Genomic DNA, 16,119 nt, shown 5'->3' with positions numbered 1-16,119 from the left:
ACGATCGGGAACACCGCATGGTCAACGCAGCGAATGAGTTGATGCCCCGCTGCGGCGCGCTTCAGTCCCGCCTCTCGGCCACCATTGACGCCCGTGCGCGTCTGCTGGAAGCCGCCCTCGCCGAAACCCCCACCGCCGCGGGCGCACGGGAGGTGGATGCGACGGAATGAGCGAGGCGACAGAGACGTTCATTCGCATTTTCGAGGAGATTGTCGGCGAGGTGAACCGCCGCGCCGGCGCGCCAGGCTCGCACGCCTTCGAGATAGAGCGGGCCGCCGACCGCGACGGCACAGTCCGTCGGCACCGCACCCTGCTCCTCTACATCCGGGATGTGCGGAACACCCTCCAGCACCCGAGGCACCATGCCCCGGGGCATGCCGTCCAGGTCACCGAGGGCTTCCTTACGGAGGTGCAGGATCTGCTGAGGCGATTGCGGAACCCGCCCACGGCCAACTCGGTCGGCGTCGCACGCCGGGACATCAGGACCGCCCGGCTCGACGACCAGCTCGGCGAGCTCGCAGAGATAATGAAGCGCGAGGGCTTCAGCCACCTACCGATTTTGGATGAGCGGGACACCGTCATCGGGGTGTTCAATGAGGCCGCCGTCTTCGATCACCTCTGGGCCGAGCCGGAAATGATCATTGGCCGGGGGATGCGGATCGAGGACATCCTGTCCCATTGCCGCCTCGGCGCCGGCCACACGGAAACCTTCAAGTTCGTCCGCCCGGGAACGCCGCTCGATGATCTGGTTCAGATGTTCGTGGCCCTGGAGTCGCCGACCACGCGGGTGGGCGCCGCCTTTGTGACGGCCTCCGGCAAGGAAACCGACCCGCTCCAGCGCATGATCACGCCCTGGGACGTCCTGGCGGGCGCGCGGGACTGACCGGCCCCCGACAACGAGGTGCCGGGCGGGGAGCGGACCGCTGCCGTGAACGGCACACGTCCTTGGGGGGCAGCCGGATCGGCACCTCCAAGGGGTCCGCCGAAAACCACGGGAACACTGCGGCTCCGCACGGAGCCGGTACTGCAGAGAATATTCTTTGAAGGACCCGATTGGAGCCCCAACAGAAATTCGAAAGCTCGCGCTCACCGGGATCCAGCAAGTCGCTGATAATTATAGAGTTCGAATCTTGGGAATAAATCGGCCAAGTCCCAAGGTTTGGAGAGAATCTGCCCTCCGGAGAGGGAATTCCGGCCTGCTACCGCCCCGGCTTTCCCAAGGTCACTTCGCCAACCCTGGCGAAACCTGCGGTTCCGCAGGGCCGCCTCCCGACCGGAGAGCGGGTTTGTAGCGGGAAATGGTGTCCGCGGCGGGATTCGAACCCACGACCCCAGGATTCATCCCACTTCGGCTTTCGCCGCCGCCCCGGGGCAGGGCCCCGCGGCGTTCGTGGTCTGGACTGTCCCTTCGCCCTAGGCCCGAGGGCCCTTAGGCGCCGCCCATCCAGTCTCTACACCTTCCCGAAGGCGAACCGCCGGGCTTGGCTCGGGATCGGCAAGGCGCGAGCGCGCCGTAGCTTTCCCCGAATTTGAGCGGATCCGCCGCGCCGTTTCCGCGCGCGACGCCCAGTTCGAAACAAGGAATCCTGTGCTCTATCCTGCTGAGCTACGCGGACCAACCGGCCCGTCTCTACCGCATCCCGCCCCGCTGGGGAAGCCGCCCCTCACGCCCGCTCCCTCCAGGGCCGGCGGCGGGTGCAGCGGCGCCCGGATGCGGCAGACCACGCCGGCGGGGCGAAATTCCAGGCACACGGTGCCGCCCAGCTCCCGCCCCAGCCCGCCCTCCAGCAGCCTGGTGCCGAAGCCACGGCGGGCGGGCGCACCGGGGGACCGCCGCTCTCCCCCCAGCGCAGCGCCAGAAGCGGCGGCTGGCCGGGTTGCTCCGGCGGCAGCAGCCGCCACTGCACCGCCACCCGGCCCTCCGCCACGCTCAGCGCCCTATGCCTGGCGGCATTGGTCGCCAGCTCATGCAGGGCGATGGAAAGCGGCACGGCCAGCCCGCGGCTGGCCGCCGGATCGCGCGGAGCGGGCGGCAGGGCCGCCGCCCGCGGCCCCGCGGCCCGGCTCAATTCACCGCCAGCGCCATCACGCCGAGGCAGCCCTGCGGCAGCGGCACCTCCTGCCAGCTTGCCCCGCCATCCAGCGTGGCGAAGATCTCCCCCTTGCGGGCCGCGGCATAGACCACGCCCGCATCGCGCGGCGAGGGCGCGGCCGCCATCATGGTGCTGCGCGCCCGGGTCGGCGTGTCGAACCGCGCCCAGCTCCGGCCCAGATCGGTGCTGCGCCAGACCGTGCCGGTCGCGCCATTCGCCGCGGTGGAAAGGGTGGCGTAGAGCGTGTTCGGGTCATGCGGCGAAACCCGGATGTCCCGCCCGTAGAAAATCGGCGAGAGCTTCCGCATCTCGAAATCCTGCCAATGCGCGCCATGGTCCTCGCTGCGGAACAGCCCCATGCGCAGCGCCACCAGCGGCGTCTCCGGCGCGGCGGGGCTGATCGCCACCGCATGCGCGTCCAGCATCCCTTCCGCCGTGTTGGTGGTGATGATGGCGCTCTGCAGATGCGGCTGCTCGGAGAGCCGGATCAGGTCCTGGCCGCAATCCTGCCAGGTCTCGCCGCCATCGGTGCTGCGGATGACGCCCCGGACCTCGAGCGCCGCGAACATCTCCTCCGGCCGGGCCGGGTTGAAGGCGAAGCGCAGCACGCGGTTGACGAAGCCGCGCATGTCGGCGGGGTCGGGCAGCGCCGCGGTCGGCGCCTCCCGCCAGGTGCCGCCATCATCCTCGGAGATGAAGACGCCGAGCGGCGAGGTGCCGACATAGAGCTTGCGCGGGTCGCGCGGATGCACGGCGATGGCCCAGACCTGCCGGTCCCGCAGCGGGAAGTCCAGCCGGTGCCAGGAGCTGCCGGCATCGGTGCTGACATAGGGCCCTTCCTGGGTGCCGGCGAAGACCCGTCGCGGATCATGCGGATCGACCGAGACGCAGGGGACATGACATTCGGCCGGCAGGCCGCGGGTCACATGCTCCCATTCGCTCTCGCCGACATTCAGGCGGAAGACGCCGCCCAGCGTATCCGGCGGCGAGGCCATGTTGGCGCCGCCGGGCCAGCGCACCACGCCGGCGAAGACCTGTCCCTTGTCCATGTGCATTTCCTCCCTGGTCGATCGGGCGATGAAGCTGGCCGGTCCTACCTGCCGTCAGGCTGTGGTCCCGGCTGGCCGCACGCTTGGCGCCGGCGGCTTGCGGCCAGGCGGGCGCAGCCGGCGGAAGGGGGATGCCGTGGCGCCGGCCGGGCCGGTTCCGGCCCGCGCGGGCCAGGACCGGTGCCACCAGCGGACCGGCGCGGCAGGGACATGGATGTGCTCCCATTCTTGCCCGGGAGCATGCGCTTCGGCGGCGGGCTTGACCAGAGCCGCGCCGCCGGCGGGCGCGCCTCAGCGCCCGGTGAAGTTCGGCTTGCGCTTTTCCAGCAGGGCGCTGACGGCTTCCTTGTGGTCCTCCGTGCTGTGCGCCAGGGCCTGGTAGGCGGCGGACATCTCCAGCAGGGTGGAAAGCCGCGTGTGCTGGCCCTCGCGCAGCAGGCGCTTGGTCATGCGCACCATCTCCGGCGGGTTGGCGGCGATCTTCTCCGCGAGCGCGCGGGCGGCCGGCATCAGCTCCTCGGCGGGCACGACGCGGGAGACGAGGCGGATATCCTTGGCTTCCTGGGCGTTCAGCACGTCGCCCGTGAAGCTCATCTCGCAGGCGACGGACATGCCGACGACGCGCGGCAGCAGCCAGGCGCCGCCATCGCCGGGAACGATGCCGACCTTGATGAAGCTCTCGGCGAAGCTCGCCTTCTCCGAGGCGATGCGGATGTCGCACATGCAGGCGACGTCGAGGCCGAGGCCGATGGCGGGGCCGTTCACCGCGGCGATGGTCGGCGCATCGCATTCATAGAGCGCATTGGCCATGGCCTGGACGCCGCGGCGGTAATTCTCCCGCAGATCGGCATGGCTGCCCTCGATGATGCCGCGGCGGTCGCGCATCGCCTTGAGGTCGCCGCCGGCGCAGAAGGCGGTGCCGGCGCCGGTGAGGATGACGGCGCGCACCGCGCGGTCCCGGTTGATGCGGTGCACCGCGGCGACCACCGCATCGCAATCGGCGAAGGTGGAGATGGCGTTGCGCTTCTCCGGCGCGTTCAGGGTGAGGGTGACGATGCCGCCCTCCTGCTCATAGGTCACGTAGTCGCTCATTGCGCTGTCCCCTCGCTTGTGCCGGTGGATGCGAGCCGGCGATGTGGTCACTGGGCCGGTGCGTTGGCGAACCGGTTGAGACCGCTGCGCGTTGCGGCGCTCCGGTCGTCGGTCGGGGTCTCCGCCGCTTCGGGCCCCGCGCCTTCGACGCTGCGGTTAACGGGCGCCGTCCCCTGCCCTGCCGATTCCGGCTGGCAAGCAATGCGATACGCCGATCATCCGGTGGCCTCATCCCGCGCCGTCAGGTCCGGCCAGAGCGCTGCGCCGCCGCGTGCCAGCGCCGCCTCGCCGATGCGCCTTGCCCAGAAGCGCTCGGTGCCGCAGGCATCGCGCCAGGCCCAGAGGCGACGCGTGAACAAGTGCAGATGGTGCTCATCGGTGAAGCCGATCGCGGCATGCACCTGGTGGGCGATGGCCGCCACCTTCCCTGCCGCCTCGCCCGCCACCACCTTGGCCGAGGCGATCTCGAATTCCGCCGCCGCCAGCCCTCGCCGCGAAGCCGCCCGCCCGGCCTGCGCCGCCGCGACGCCGGCCGCCGCCACCTCCCCCGCCGCCTGGGCGAGGAGCTGCTGCACCGCCTGGAAGCCGCCGATCGGCCGGCCGAATTGCTTTCTGGTGTTGGCGTAGTCCACCGAGGTGTCGAGCACCGCCTCCAGCGCGCCGGCGATCAGCGCGGCGTGGATCATGGCGCCGGCCAGCAGGGTGGGCTCCTCCCCGAGCGCCGGCGGCAGGAGCGCCGAGGCGCTGTCCGGGCCAAACAGGCAGGTGTCCATCGGCAGGCGGGAGAAGCCGTCCCGCCCCTCCTTCATCCCGGTGGCGGGGCGCAGGACCAGCTTGCCCTCCCAAGGCGCCACCAGATGCTGCGCCCGGCGGCCCCAGGGCAGGCCGGCCTGCTGCGGCGCCACCAAAGCGAGGAGGCCGGGCGGCGGCGCGATGCCGGCGGCGGCCAGCAGCCCGGCGGCGGCCATGCTCTCGGCCAGCGGCACCGGGGCGCCATGGCGGCCCAGCACCTGCCAGACCGCGACGGCATCCTCCCAGGTAAGGCCGGCGCCGCCCATCTCCTCCGATGCCAGGGCCAGGGGCAGGCCGAGCGCCTCCATCTCCGCCCAGAGCGCCTCCGGCCATTCGCCCGCCTCGGCGCGGCGCAGCACATCCGGCCCGGCCTGGTCGGCCAGCAGCCTCTCCACCTGTTCCAGCAGGATGGTGCGGAGTTCGTCGCTCATGGCTCAGCGCAGCCCAAGCTGGCGGGCGATGATCCCGCGCAGGATTTCCCGCGTGCCGCCGCGCAGCGAATAGCTGCGGGCCACCATGGTCATCATCCGCTGCATCTCCCAGACCTCCGCCGGCGTGCGCGCGGCATCGAACAGGGTGCGGAGGATCTCCGGCAGGGCCTGCTCGTAGTCATTGCCCACATCCTTCACCAGCGCCGCCTCCCGCGCCGGCGTCTTGCCCTCCTGCAGCATGCCGGCGACGGAGAGCGACATCTGCCGCAGCGTCCCGGCGCGGGCGAGCAACCGGCCCACCGTCTCGGCCGCGGCGGGCTCCGCGCGCAGATCGTCCAGCGCCGCGGTCAGCAAAGGCAGGGAGGAGAGGTAGCGCTCCGGCCCCGCCCGCTCGAAGGCCAGTTCTGCCGTCGCCTGTTCCCAGCCATTGCCCTCCTTGCCGACGAGCATGGAGTCCGGGACGAAGACATTGTCGAAGGTGATCTCGTTGAACCCCCCCTCCCCCGCCAGGTCGAGGATCGGGCGGATGGTGAGGCCGGAGGAGCGCAGATCGACCAGGAACTGGCTGAGGCCCTGATGCTTCGCCCTGGGGTCGGGCGCCGGGCTGGTGCGCAGCAAGGCGATCATGAAATCGCAGCGATGCGCGTTGGTGGTCCAGACCTTCCGCCCCTCGATCCGCCAGCCGCCCTCCACCTTGGTGGCGCGGGTGCGCAGGCTGGCAAGGTCGGAGCCGCTATCCGGCTCCGAGAGGCCGATCGCGAAGGCCATCTCGCCGCTGATGATGCGCGGCAGGAATTCCCGCCGCTGCTCCTCGGTGCCCAGGCGGAGGATGAGCGGGCCGCTCTGCCGGTCCCCGATCCAATGCGCGCCGACCGGGGCGCCGACCGCCAGCATCTCCTCCAGCACCACATAGCGGTCCATGGCGGTGCGCTCGCCGCCGCCATAGGCTTTCGGCCAGGTCATGCCGATCCAGCCGCGCTTGCCCACTTCCCGCGAGAACTCCCGGTCGAAGCCCATCCAGGAATAGGCGCGGACGGTCGGGGACCAATGGCGGCCCTGCTCCGCCAGGAAGGCGCGCAACTCGGCGCGCAGGGCGGGGGCGTCGGGGGGCGTGTCCCGCAGCTCGAAGCGCAGCGCGCCCATGGCGTTCCTCCTGCCGATTGATAGCTGCCTAACTGCCGCATTTGCCGCCGCCGCGCCACCCCCCTCTCGACAGGGCGGGGCGCCGGAGCTTCGATGCAGTGCAGCGGGGCCCCGGAGACAGGCGCATGGACAAATTCGGGATCGGCCAGCCGGTGCGGCGGAAGGAGGATGTCCGGCTGCTGACCGGCCGCGGCACCTATACCGACGACATCAACCGTCCCAGCCAGCTCCAGGCCTATGTGCTGCGCAGCCCGCATGCCCATGCGGCGATCCTGTCCATCGACACGGCGGCGGCGAAGGCGGCGCCGGGCGTGGCCGCGGTGCTGACCGGGCATGACGCGGCGGCGGACGGCATCGGGCATTTCCCGGTGATGGTGGACGTGCCGGGCAAGGGCGGCCGGAAGCTGTTCCCCACGCCGCGGGAGATATTGCAGACGCAGCGCGTCCGCTTCGTCGGCGACCCGGTGGCGTTGGTGCTGGCGGAGACCAGGGCCCAGGCCCAGGACGCCGCCGAGCTGATCGAGGTGGAGTACGACATCCTGCCCAGCGTCACCGAGACGGGCGCCGCGCTGGACCCGGGCGCGCCGGTGATCTGGGAGGAGAATGGCAGCAATCTCTGCGTGCTGTGGGACAGCGGGCGGGAGGCGGAGGTGGAAGCCGGCTTCGCCCGGGCAGCCAGGACCGTGTCGCTGGAATTCGTGCAGAACCGCGTGGTCGGCAACCCGATGGAGCCGCGTGTCGCCCTCGGCGAGTACAATCCGGCGACGGGGAGCTACACGCTGCATTCCCCAACCCAGGGGGTGATGCGGGTGCGGGACGGGCTGGCGAAGCTGATCCTGAAGGTGCCGGTGGAGAAGCTGCGCGTCGTCTCGCCCGATGTCGGCGGCGGCTTCGGGCTGCGCGGCAAGATCCATCCGGAATCCGGCATGGTGCTGTGGGCCGCGAAGCGCACCGGCCGCCCGGTGAAATGGACCAGCGGCCGCAGCGAAACCTTCGTCTGCGATCCACATGGCCGGGACCATGTGACGCGGGCCGAGATGGCGTTCGATGTGGAGGCCAAGGTGCTCGGCGTGAAGATCCGCACCTTTGCCGCCATGGGCGCCTATCTGCAGGATTTCGGGCCGCGCGTGCCGACGGTCGCCGGCGGCCGCATCATGGGCACGGTTTATGACATCCAGGCGCTGAACGCGCAGGTGAGCTGCGTCTTCACCAATACCTCCCCCACCGACGCCTATCGCGGCGCCGGGCGGCCGGAACAGGCCTATGTGCTGGAACGGCTCTTCGACCTCGGCGCCGCGGCATTCGGGATCGGGCGGGAGGAGATCCGGCGGCGCAACTACATAAGGCCGGAGCAGATCCCCTACCGCAACGTGGTGGGGAGCCAGATCGACAGCGGGTTGTTCGCCGAGACCCAGGCGAAGGCGCTGGCGCTGGCGGATTGGGCCGGCTTCCCGGCGCGGCGCGCGGCGGCGGCGGCGCGCGGGAAGTACCGCGGCATCGGCCTCGGCTATTTCATCGAGGCCTCGGGCGGCCAGCCCAGCGAATGGGCGCGGGTGGCGTTCCAGCCGGATGGCACGGTGGCGCTGACCGTGGGCACCTTCAGCCATGGCCAGGGGCACGAGACCGCCTATGCCCAGGTGCTGCACAGCAAGCTCGGCATCCCCTTCGACGCGGTGCGCTTCATCCAGGGCGACAGCGCGGTGGTGGAGCATGGCAACGGCACAGGCGGCTCCCGCTCCTCCCAGATGGGCGGCGTCGCGGTCGCCCGCGCCTCGGAGCTCGTCATCGCCAAGGGCCGGCGCCTGGCCGCGCATCTGCTGGAGGCGGCGGCGGAGGATGTGGAATTCGCGGATGGGGTGTTCCGCGTGGCCGGCACCGACCTGACCGCCACCTGGCCGCAGGTGGTGGCAGCCGCGCAGACGCCGCCGCCGGGGGAGACGCCCGGGCTGGACGAGAAGCTGCTCTACACCCGCAGCACCGAATGCAATTTCCCCAATGGCTGCCACGTGGCGGAGGTGGAGATCGATCCCGAGACCGGGCAGGTGCAGATCGTGCGCTACGCCGCCGTGGACGATGTGGGGAATGTGATCAACCCGATGCTGGTGCATGGCCAGAGCCATGGCGGCATCATGGCCGGCATCGGCCAGGCGCTGCTGGAGCATGCGGTGTATGACAAGGAGAGCGGCCAATTCCTGACCGCCACCTTCCAGGATTACTGCATGCCGCGGGCGAGCGACGCGCCGGATTTCGATCTCGGCTTCCACGTCGTGCCCTGCCCGAACAATGACCTGGGCGTGAAGGGCGCCGGCGAGGGTGGGGCCTGCGGCGCGCCGCCCGCCATCGTCTCCGCCATCTGCGACGCGCTGGGCATTGCGCATATCGATATGCCGGTGACGCCGGAGAAGGTGTGGCGTGCGCTGCAAGGGAAGAAGGCGGCATGAGTCGTCCTGTCGGAGGCAAGCCATGACACAGAGATTCATCCCCGCCGCCTTCATCCGCGGCGGCTCCTCCAAGGGCGTGTTCTTCCATGCGAGGGATCTGCCCACCTCCCGCGCCGAAATCGATCCGATCCTGCTCGCGGTGCTCGGCAGCCCGGACCCCTATGGGCGGCAGTTGGATGGCATGGGGGGCGGCATCTCCTCCCTCTCCAAGGGCGTCATCATCGGCCCGCCGACGCATCCGGAGGCGGATGTGGACTACACCTTTGCGCAAGTCGCGGTGGACAAGCCGGTGGTGGATTGGAAGGGGAATTGCGGCAATCTCTCCTCCGCCGTCGGCCCCTTCGCGGTGGATGAGGGGCTGGTGCGCGTGCCGGATGGCGAAGCCCTGGTGCGCATCCACCAGGTGAACACGAAGAAGCTGATCCATGCCCGCTTTCCGGTGCGGGACGGCCGGGCGGAGGTGAAGGGCGGTTTCGCCATTGCCGGGGTGGCCGGCACCGGCGCGCGCATCCGGCTGGATTTTCTCTCCCCCGGCGGCTCGCAATGCGCCGGGCTGCTGCCGACCGGGAATGCGGTGGATGTGCTGGAGGTGCCGGGTTTCGGGAAGCTGCGCGCCAGCCTAGTGGATGCGGCCAACCCGGCCGCCTTCGTGGCGGCGGAGGAGCTGGGGCTGACCGGCGGGGAATCGCCGGAGGAGATCGAGGCGCGGACCGACCTCATGGCACTGCTGGACCGCATCCGCCGCATCGCGGGCGCGGCGATGGGGCTGGGGGCGACGCCCGAGGCGGTGGGGCTCGCCAGCCCACGCGTGGCGCTGGTGGCCGGGCCCCTGGCGGCGCGGACGCTGGATGGCCAGGTGCTGGACCCGGCGCAGCATGATGTGACGGTGCGCATGCTGTCCATGGAGCGGCCGCACCGCGCCGTACCGATGACCGGCGCCATGGGCCTCGCCGTCGCCTGTCGCATCGAGGGCAGCATCCCGCACGCCCTGGCGACCCGCGGCGAGAGGCCGGAGGAGATCCGCGTGGCGCATCCTTCCGGCATGCTGACCGTGGGCGCCGAGGTGCGGCGCGAGGGCGCGGGCTGGCAGGCCGACAGCGCGGTGGTCTTCCGCACCGCGCGGCGGCTGATGCAGGGCCAGGTCGCCCTTCCCGACTGACCGCCTCCCGTTGCCCAAGGCGCTTTCCTGCGCCTTCGACACCGTCGAACGCGACCATTCGCAAGGGCCATGGGCCGGTTTTCGTGTCAAGGATGCGCCGAAGGTGCACCGCGCTTCGCGCGGCTTCGTCCCTGACACGAAAACCGGCCCATGGCTGGGGTTTCAGGTGCGCTCGACGGGGTCGATCGCGCAGGGGCCCGAACGGGACGTCCTCGGGAGCTACAGCAGGCGCGGCAGGCTGTGCAGCAGCATCGTGACGCCGGACAGCGCCAGCAATCCCAGCACCACCCGCTGAAAACCCAGGTCGCCCAGCTTCCGGTAGGTGCGCGCGCCGAGGATCGCGGTGACCACCACCACCGGCACCACCATCAGGCACAGGCTCAGCGCCTCCCGCCGCAATTGGCCGGAGACGATCAGCCCGGTGGTCGTCAGCACATGCATGGAGAGGTTGAAATACTGGAACACGGCGCGCTGCACCGGCCGATCCCAGCCACGCAGCGTGCACCACAGAGTCGGCACCGGTCCCGGCACCCCGGCCAGCCCGCCCATGAAGCCGCCCGCCAGCCCCGCCACCCCATCCGCCACCCGCCCGCCATGGGCAATGCGCGGCAGCTTGCCGGAGGCCAGCATCAGCGGGCACCACAGCACCAGCAGCGTCCCCAGCCCCGCCTGGAACAGCAGCGGGTCCACAAGCGGCAGCAAAGTCACGCCCAGCGGCACGCCCAACGCCCCGCCGGCGATGAAGGGCAAGGCCCGTGGCAGCGCCGCCAGGCGCATCAGCGGCACGCCCATCAACTGCCCGACCAGCGACCCCAGCACCACCAGCGACCCCGCCACCACCGGGTCCAGCGCCCAGGCCCAGAAGGCCAGCGCCACCAGCCCGAAGGCGAAGCCCGACAAGCCCTGCACGAAACCCGCCAATGCGGCGCCGAGCACCACCAGCGCCAGCATGCGCACCCCTTCGTCCGACCCTGGGTTTTCGCCCGATCCGGCCCGCGATACAACCGGGGCAGCTCAGGAGGAAATCGCCGTGACCGAACTGCGCCGCTTCCGCGTCGGCTACCTGTCCCATGTGCCGCATCAGAGTTTCCTGGACACCGCCGCCCAACACCCGGTGATGGAGGTGGTGCGCATCCCCCTAGACCAGCCGGAGGAAGCGGTGCTGGCGGCGCTGCAAACCGTGGACGCTTATTACTGCATGGCCTCGCGCGATGAGCTGCCGAAGCGCTTCCATGTGCGGCAGGAGCTGCTGCGGGATCTGCCGGACCTGCTGATGGTCGGCAGCACCGGCGCGGGCTACGACACGGTGGACCCCAAGGCCTGCACCGAGGCCGGCGTGCTGCTGGTGAACCAGGCCGGCGGCAATGCCGAAGGCGTGGCGGAACACGCCGTCGGCATGATGCTTGCCCTGCTGAAGCGCATGCCGGAAGCCCAGGCCGCCATGCGCGCCGGCCAGGCCAAGAACCGTGTCGCGTTGATGGGCCGCGAATTGCGCGGGCGCACGGTGGGCCTGGTCGGCATCGGCCATGTCGGGACGCGGGTGGCGGAGATCGTGCGGCTGGCCTTCTCCTGCCCGGTGCTGGCCTGCGACCCCTATCTGGACGCGGCGACGGTGGCGGCGCGCGGCGCCCGCAAGGTGGAGATGGATGAGCTGCTGGCGGAAAGCGATGTCGTCAGCCTGCATTTGCCGCTTTCCCCGGAAAGCCGCGGGCTGATGAATGCGGGGAGCTTCGCGAAGATGCGGAAGGGCGCGGTCTTCGTCACCACCGCGCGCGGCAACATCCATGAGGAGCCGGCGCTGCACGCGGCGCTGGCGAGCGGACATATCGCCGCCGCCGGGCTGGATGTGTGGGAACAGGAGCCGCCGCCGCCCAGCCACCCGCTGCTGAACATGGCGAACGTCATCGTCACCCAGCACACGGCCGGGGTGACGCATGAAAGCCGTTCCAACATCAGCCGCATCGCGGCGCTGGCCTTCGCCGACGCCGCTTCCGGCCGGATGCCGCCGCGGATCATCAATCCGGAGGTGGTCGGGCGGTTCCAGGCGCGGTACGAGGCGAAGACCGGGCGGCCCATGGCCTAGATCGAGAGGGGCTCTGCCCCTCTCGAACTCACCCCACCAAAGGCCGAAGGGCCTTTGGAAACCATGAGTCTGGGCGCGACGGTCGAGACGCCAAACTCAAGGGTTCAAAGGGCCTTTCGGCCCTGGCGGGTGGGAGCTTGAGGGAGGGCAGAGCCCTCCCTCAAGGACTTGCGGCCCGCGCCATTCCGCCGCAGCATCCGGGCGCGGCAGTAGAGGGGCGCAGCCATGGTCGATCTGGTCATCTCCGGGGATTGCGTCGTCACGCCGCACAGCATCGGCCCGGCCGATGTGGCCATTGCCGGCGAAAAGGTCGTGGCCATCGCCGAGCGCGGCGCCTTCCCGCTCTCCGCCAATGCCCGCCGCGTGGATGCCATGGGCAAGATCGTGATGCCGGGCGGCATCGACCCGCACACCCACTGCCTCTGGCCCACCTATGGCCCAGGCGGCGCCATCGAATATACCAAGGGGCCGAGCGTGGTCGGCAAGGCCGCGCTGTTCGGCGGCACCACCACCATCATCGACTTCACCCGCTGGACCCATGGCAAGACCGTGCAGGGTGCCATCGAGGAGCGGATGGCCGGCTGGCGCGACGACGGCTCGCCCTGCGACTGGGCCTTCCACACCATGGTGGAAGGCGACCTGCCGCCCGAGATTCCGCCGCAGATCGGTGAGGCGATCGAGGCCGGCCATGCCAGCGTAAAAATCTTCACCACCGACATCACCCCGAGCCGCAAGGGACGAATGGTGGATTTCGGCGATATTTGGGAAGTCTTCCAGGTGCTGGCGAAGAAGGGCGGCCTCGGCGTCATCCACGCCGAGGACAACGACATCGTCATGCACATGTATGCCAAGCTGTTCCGCGAGGGCCGCACCGGCTTCGAGAACATGGCAGAGGTGCACAACACGCTGTCGGAGGACCTTTCCTTCCGTCGCGTCCTCCGCCTGGCGGAGCATGTGCCCGGCACCACGCTCTACATGCTGCATGTCTCGGCAGCCAATGGCGTGCATGCCATCCGCGCCGCCCGCGGCAAGAACCTGCCGATCTATGGCGAGAGCCTGCACCAGTACATGCTGTACACGCAGGAGGACTACAAGCGCCCGAACGGGCAGATCTACCACACCTATCCTTCCCTGAAGTCCCAGGCGGACCAGGACGAGCTGTGGCGCGGCGCGATGGATGGCAGCATCAATTGCGTCGCCACGGATGAGCTGTGCTGCTCGCTGGCGGTGAAGACCCAGGGCAGGCAGATCGACGACACCACCGGCGGCAATTCCGGCGTCGAGCCGAGGGTCGCGGTGATGTATTCGGAGATGGTCGGCAAGCGCGGCTTCTCGCTGCGGCAGTTCGTCGATGCGGTTTCTACCAATGCGGCGCGCATCATGGGGCTCTATCCCCGCAAGGGCTGCATTGCGCCGGGGGCGGATGCGGATATCTGCATCCTGGACCCTGCGCTGAAGCGCACCGTCCGGGCCGAGGTGATGCATGAGAGCGACTACTCCCCCTGGGAGGGGCGCGAGGTAAATGCCTGGCCGTCCATGACCATCCTGCGTGGCAAGGTGGTGGTGGAAGGCGACAAATGGCTGGGCGATGACCGCGGCGGCACCTGGCTCTCCCGCAAGGTGCCGGAGGAGATCCGCGCCGGCGCGGCGCTGTGACACCGCCGGAGCTGCGCGATCTGCTGGCCGACGCGCTGGCGCTGTGGCAGGTGCCGGCACGGGTGCGCGTGGCGGCAGGCGGGGTGGCGCTGGCGGCGCCGGATGGCACGCCCCTGACGGTGCGCGCGGCGGCGGCCGAGGACCGGCCGATCCGCTGGTGGCTGGAACGGCCGGGGCAGAGGCGGCCCTGCACTTCGGTGCTGGGGCTGCTGCGCGGGCTGCGGAACGCGGTGGGCGCGGGCGAGGGAGAAGCGCGGCGGGCCAGGGTCGCGTTGCCGGAGGGATGAGTCCCGTCGTCGTGCCGGAGGCGCGCCTCCCCGTCTGCGTCATCACCGGCTTCCTCGGCACCGGCAAGACGACGCTGCTGAAGCGCGTGCTGCGCGACCCGCGCTTTGCCGACAGCGCGGTGATCGTGAACGAGTATGGCGAGGTGCCGCTCGACCACGACCTCATCGCCGCCAGCGAGGACACGCTGATCAGCGTCTCCACCGGCTGCCTCTGCTGCGTGGTGCGCAGCGACCTGACGGAGACGCTGCTGGATCTCGCCCGACGCCGCGAGGCGGGCGAGGTCCCCGCCTATGCCCGGGTGGTGATCGAGACCTCCGGCCTGGCCGACCCCGCCCCCATCCTGCACGCGCTGATGGCGGATGAGCGGGTGGCGACGGGGCACATCCTGCACGCCGTGGTCACGCTGGTGGATGCGGCGACCGGCGCGGCGGTGCTGGCCCGCCATCCGGAAGCGCAGCGCCAGGCCATGCTGGCGGACCGGCTGCTGCTGACGAAGACCGATCTGGCACCGGCGGTGGCGGAGCTGGAGGCGGCGCTGACGGCGCTGAACCCGGCGGCGCCGCGGCTTGCGGCGTCGCATGGGGAAGTGGACCCGGCATGGCTGTTCGCCCCGGGCAGCCTGCCCGAATTCCTGGAGGCGAATGCGCGCCATACGGAGGGCGTCGCCAGCATCGTGCTGGAGCGGGAGACGCCGCTTCCGGCCCTGGCTCTGACGCTGTGGCTACAGGGGTTGGTGGAACATTGCGGTCCCCGGCTGTTGCGGCTGAAGGGGCTGGTGGCGCTGGCGGAGGCGCCGGAGAAGCCTGTCGCGCTGCATGCCGTGCAGCATCTGCTGCATCCGCTGGAATGGCTGGACTCCTGGCCCGGCACCGACCGCCGCAGCCGCATCGTGCTCATTGGCGAGGGCATCCCCCGCCATCTGCCGGCCCGCCTGCTGGCGGCGATCGAGGCGGAGGTGCGGGACAGCTAACCCAGCGCCTCCGCGACGATCTGGTTATCCGCCGTCCGCGCGAAGCCCGGCTTCCGCGTGATCGCCCCGGCCGTGAACATCGCGTGTTCCAGCCGCGTGAAGGCGTCCTCCGGGTAGAAGGGGTCCTGCGTCCAGGTCCCCAGCGCCTTGTACCGCGCCAGGCAGCGCGCCAGCAGCGGCTGCGGCAGGTCGGGGAAATACCCTGCGATGCACGCCGCCAGCGCCTCCGGCGGGTTCGCCGCCACCCAGGCAAGGGTCCTCGCCAGCCCGCGGATCATCGCCTTGAACTCGGCGCGCTTCGAGCGCAGCAGCGCCGTGGTGGTGGTGAAGGTGGTGTAGCCCGTCACGCCGCGCGAGGCCGCCGCGTACCAGACATGGCAGCCGCGGTCCTCCGCCAGGGTGACGAAGGGCTCGAAGAGCTGCGCCACGTCCAGCCGGCCTGCCGCCAGCGCCTCCAGATTCGCCGCCATGCCCTGGTCCGTCACCCGCTTTACCGTGGTCGGATCCAGCCCGGCCTGGCGAATATCCTCCTGCAAGGTCCACCAGGGCGTCGGCACTTCGGAAACGCTGCCCAGCGTCAGCTTCGCCATCTCAGAAAGATGAAAATCCGGCCGTGGCGTGCGGCCCAGCAGGCAGAACGGGTCCCGCATCACCACCGCGCCGAAATTGCGCAGGGGGCTGGCAGGGTCGGCCTCATGCGCCAGCAGGATGCGCATCGGCCCGCCCCAGGCGAGGTCCGCCGCCCCCGCCAGCACCGCATCCTTGGCATTGGCCGGGATGGTGCCGCTGCGCAGCACCACCTCCACCCCCTCCGCCGCGTAGTCGCCGCGCGCCAGCGCCGCGTAGAAGGGCGCATAGAAGACGCCGCGGAAGGGCTCCTGCAGGGTGATGGCGGGCATGGCGCACTCCGGCGTAGGGATTG

At 70.5% G+C, this 16,119-nt stretch carries 14 protein-coding genes; 8 read left to right on the top strand and 6 right to left on the bottom strand.

Annotated elements, in window-relative coordinates; all coding sequences use genetic code 11:
• Positions 1-17: 17 nt before the first annotated feature.
• Entirely contained in the window at positions 18-170 is a 153-nt protein-coding gene (locus E5N76_RS29615) for a hypothetical protein (RefSeq protein WP_187830250.1), read from the top strand.
• Positions 167-883: a CBS domain-containing protein gene (locus E5N76_RS18410; RefSeq protein WP_149538790.1), complete on the top strand. Its 717-nt coding sequence runs from the start codon at positions 167-169 to the stop codon at positions 881-883. Before E5N76_RS29615 ends, E5N76_RS18410 begins: the two co-directional genes overlap by 4 nt.
• A 1,182-nt stretch (positions 884-2,065) precedes the next feature.
• On the opposite strand, the gene E5N76_RS18405 is transcribed toward E5N76_RS18410, so the two are convergent.
• The 4 genes from E5N76_RS18405 to E5N76_RS18390 all read right to left on the bottom strand — a co-directional run bounded on the left by E5N76_RS18405 (position 2,066) and on the right by E5N76_RS18390 (position 6,600).
• Positions 2,066-3,142 (bottom strand): WD40/YVTN/BNR-like repeat-containing protein, encoded by a 1,077-nt coding sequence (locus E5N76_RS18405; protein ID WP_187830249.1) that lies wholly within the window; start codon positions 3,140-3,142, stop codon positions 2,066-2,068.
• 291 nt (positions 3,143-3,433) lie between these two features.
• Complete coding sequence (locus tag E5N76_RS18400; RefSeq protein WP_149538788.1) at positions 3,434-4,234, bottom strand: crotonase/enoyl-CoA hydratase family protein; 801 nt, start codon at positions 4,232-4,234, stop codon at positions 3,434-3,436.
• Positions 4,235-4,449: 215 nt separating this feature from the next.
• The gene (locus E5N76_RS18395) at positions 4,450-5,457 is read right to left on the bottom strand and encodes an acyl-CoA dehydrogenase family protein (RefSeq protein WP_149538787.1); all 1,008 of its coding nucleotides are present in this window, start codon (positions 5,455-5,457) and stop codon (positions 4,450-4,452) included.
• 3 nt (positions 5,458-5,460) lie between these two features.
• Positions 5,461-6,600 (bottom strand): acyl-CoA dehydrogenase family protein, encoded by a 1,140-nt coding sequence (locus tag E5N76_RS18390; protein WP_149538786.1) that lies wholly within the window; start codon positions 6,598-6,600, stop codon positions 5,461-5,463.
• Positions 6,601-6,725: 125 nt separating this feature from the next.
• Here E5N76_RS18390 and E5N76_RS18385 point away from each other — a divergent pair, with 125 nt between their 5' ends.
• A complete protein-coding gene (locus E5N76_RS18385; protein ID WP_149538785.1) occupies positions 6,726-9,041 on the top strand; it encodes a xanthine dehydrogenase family protein molybdopterin-binding subunit in 2,316 nt (771 codons plus the stop codon).
• A gap of 22 nt (positions 9,042-9,063) precedes the next feature.
• On the top strand, positions 9,064-10,200 hold the full coding sequence (locus tag E5N76_RS18380; protein ID WP_149538784.1) for a 2-methylaconitate cis-trans isomerase PrpF family protein: 1,137 nt from the start codon (positions 9,064-9,066) through the stop codon (positions 10,198-10,200).
• Positions 10,201-10,419: 219 nt separating this feature from the next.
• Here the strand turns inward: E5N76_RS18380 and E5N76_RS18375 are convergent, their stop codons facing one another.
• Positions 10,420-11,151, bottom strand: a complete 732-nt coding sequence (locus tag E5N76_RS18375) for a sulfite exporter TauE/SafE family protein (RefSeq protein ID WP_149538783.1) — start codon at positions 11,149-11,151, stop codon at positions 10,420-10,422.
• A gap of 79 nt (positions 11,152-11,230) precedes the next feature.
• Between E5N76_RS18375 and E5N76_RS18370 the strand changes: the two genes are divergently transcribed.
• From E5N76_RS18370 to E5N76_RS18355, 4 genes are all read left to right on the top strand, one after another.
• On the top strand, positions 11,231-12,283 hold the full coding sequence (locus tag E5N76_RS18370) for a hydroxyacid dehydrogenase (protein WP_235907764.1): 1,053 nt from the start codon (positions 11,231-11,233) through the stop codon (positions 12,281-12,283).
• A gap of 225 nt (positions 12,284-12,508) precedes the next feature.
• Positions 12,509-13,939 carry an amidohydrolase family protein gene (locus E5N76_RS18365; RefSeq protein WP_149538781.1) on the top strand — a complete coding sequence of 477 codons (1,431 nt, stop codon included), beginning with the start codon at positions 12,509-12,511 and terminating at the stop codon, positions 13,937-13,939.
• Positions 13,936-14,226, top strand: a complete 291-nt coding sequence (locus E5N76_RS18360) for a hypothetical protein (protein WP_149538780.1) — start codon at positions 13,936-13,938, stop codon at positions 14,224-14,226. The genes E5N76_RS18365 and E5N76_RS18360 overlap by 4 nt, the downstream gene beginning before the upstream one ends.
• Positions 14,223-15,197 carry a CobW family GTP-binding protein gene (locus tag E5N76_RS18355; RefSeq protein WP_149538779.1) on the top strand — a complete coding sequence of 325 codons (975 nt, stop codon included), beginning with the start codon at positions 14,223-14,225 and terminating at the stop codon, positions 15,195-15,197. The genes E5N76_RS18360 and E5N76_RS18355 overlap by 4 nt, the downstream gene beginning before the upstream one ends.
• Here the strand turns inward: E5N76_RS18355 and E5N76_RS18350 are convergent.
• Positions 15,194-16,096, bottom strand: coding sequence for an ABC transporter substrate-binding protein (locus E5N76_RS18350; RefSeq protein WP_149538778.1), 903 nt, complete (start codon positions 16,094-16,096; stop codon positions 15,194-15,196). The two genes, E5N76_RS18355 and E5N76_RS18350, sit on opposite strands and share 4 nt — an antisense overlap.
• Positions 16,097-16,119: the final 23 nt, after the last annotated feature.

It is taken from the genome of Siccirubricoccus phaeus (assembly GCF_008360935.1).
In the GTDB taxonomy this organism is placed as follows: Bacteria; Pseudomonadota; Alphaproteobacteria; order Acetobacterales; family Acetobacteraceae; genus Siccirubricoccus; species Siccirubricoccus phaeus.
The sequence above is the reverse complement of the archived record's forward strand: the minus strand, read 5'-3'. Positions and strand labels throughout refer to the sequence as shown.

Coding starts and splice junctions, on each gene's coding strand:
- E5N76_RS18350 (WP_149538778.1), bottom strand. CDS start 16,096: ATGCCCGCCATCACCCTGCAGGAGCCCTTCCGCGGCGTCTTCTATGCG.
- E5N76_RS18390 (WP_149538786.1), bottom strand. CDS start 6,600: ATGGGCGCGCTGCGCTTCGAGCTGCGGGACACGCCCCCCGACGCCCCC.
- E5N76_RS18410 (WP_149538790.1), top strand. CDS start 167: ATGAGCGAGGCGACAGAGACGTTCATTCGCATTTTCGAGGAGATTGTC.
- E5N76_RS18355 (WP_149538779.1), top strand. CDS start 14,223: ATGAGTCCCGTCGTCGTGCCGGAGGCGCGCCTCCCCGTCTGCGTCATC.
- E5N76_RS29615 (WP_187830250.1), top strand. CDS start 18: ATGGTCAACGCAGCGAATGAGTTGATGCCCCGCTGCGGCGCGCTTCAG.
- E5N76_RS18395 (WP_149538787.1), bottom strand. CDS start 5,457: ATGAGCGACGAACTCCGCACCATCCTGCTGGAACAGGTGGAGAGGCTG.
- E5N76_RS18375 (WP_149538783.1), bottom strand. CDS start 11,151: ATGCTGGCGCTGGTGGTGCTCGGCGCCGCATTGGCGGGTTTCGTGCAG.
- E5N76_RS18380 (WP_149538784.1), top strand. CDS start 9,064: ATGACACAGAGATTCATCCCCGCCGCCTTCATCCGCGGCGGCTCCTCC.
- E5N76_RS18400 (WP_149538788.1), bottom strand. CDS start 4,234: ATGAGCGACTACGTGACCTATGAGCAGGAGGGCGGCATCGTCACCCTC.
- E5N76_RS18365 (WP_149538781.1), top strand. CDS start 12,509: ATGGTCGATCTGGTCATCTCCGGGGATTGCGTCGTCACGCCGCACAGC.
- E5N76_RS18385 (WP_149538785.1), top strand. CDS start 6,726: ATGGACAAATTCGGGATCGGCCAGCCGGTGCGGCGGAAGGAGGATGTC.
- E5N76_RS18405 (WP_187830249.1), bottom strand. CDS start 3,142: ATGGACAAGGGACAGGTCTTCGCCGGCGTGGTGCGCTGGCCCGGCGGC.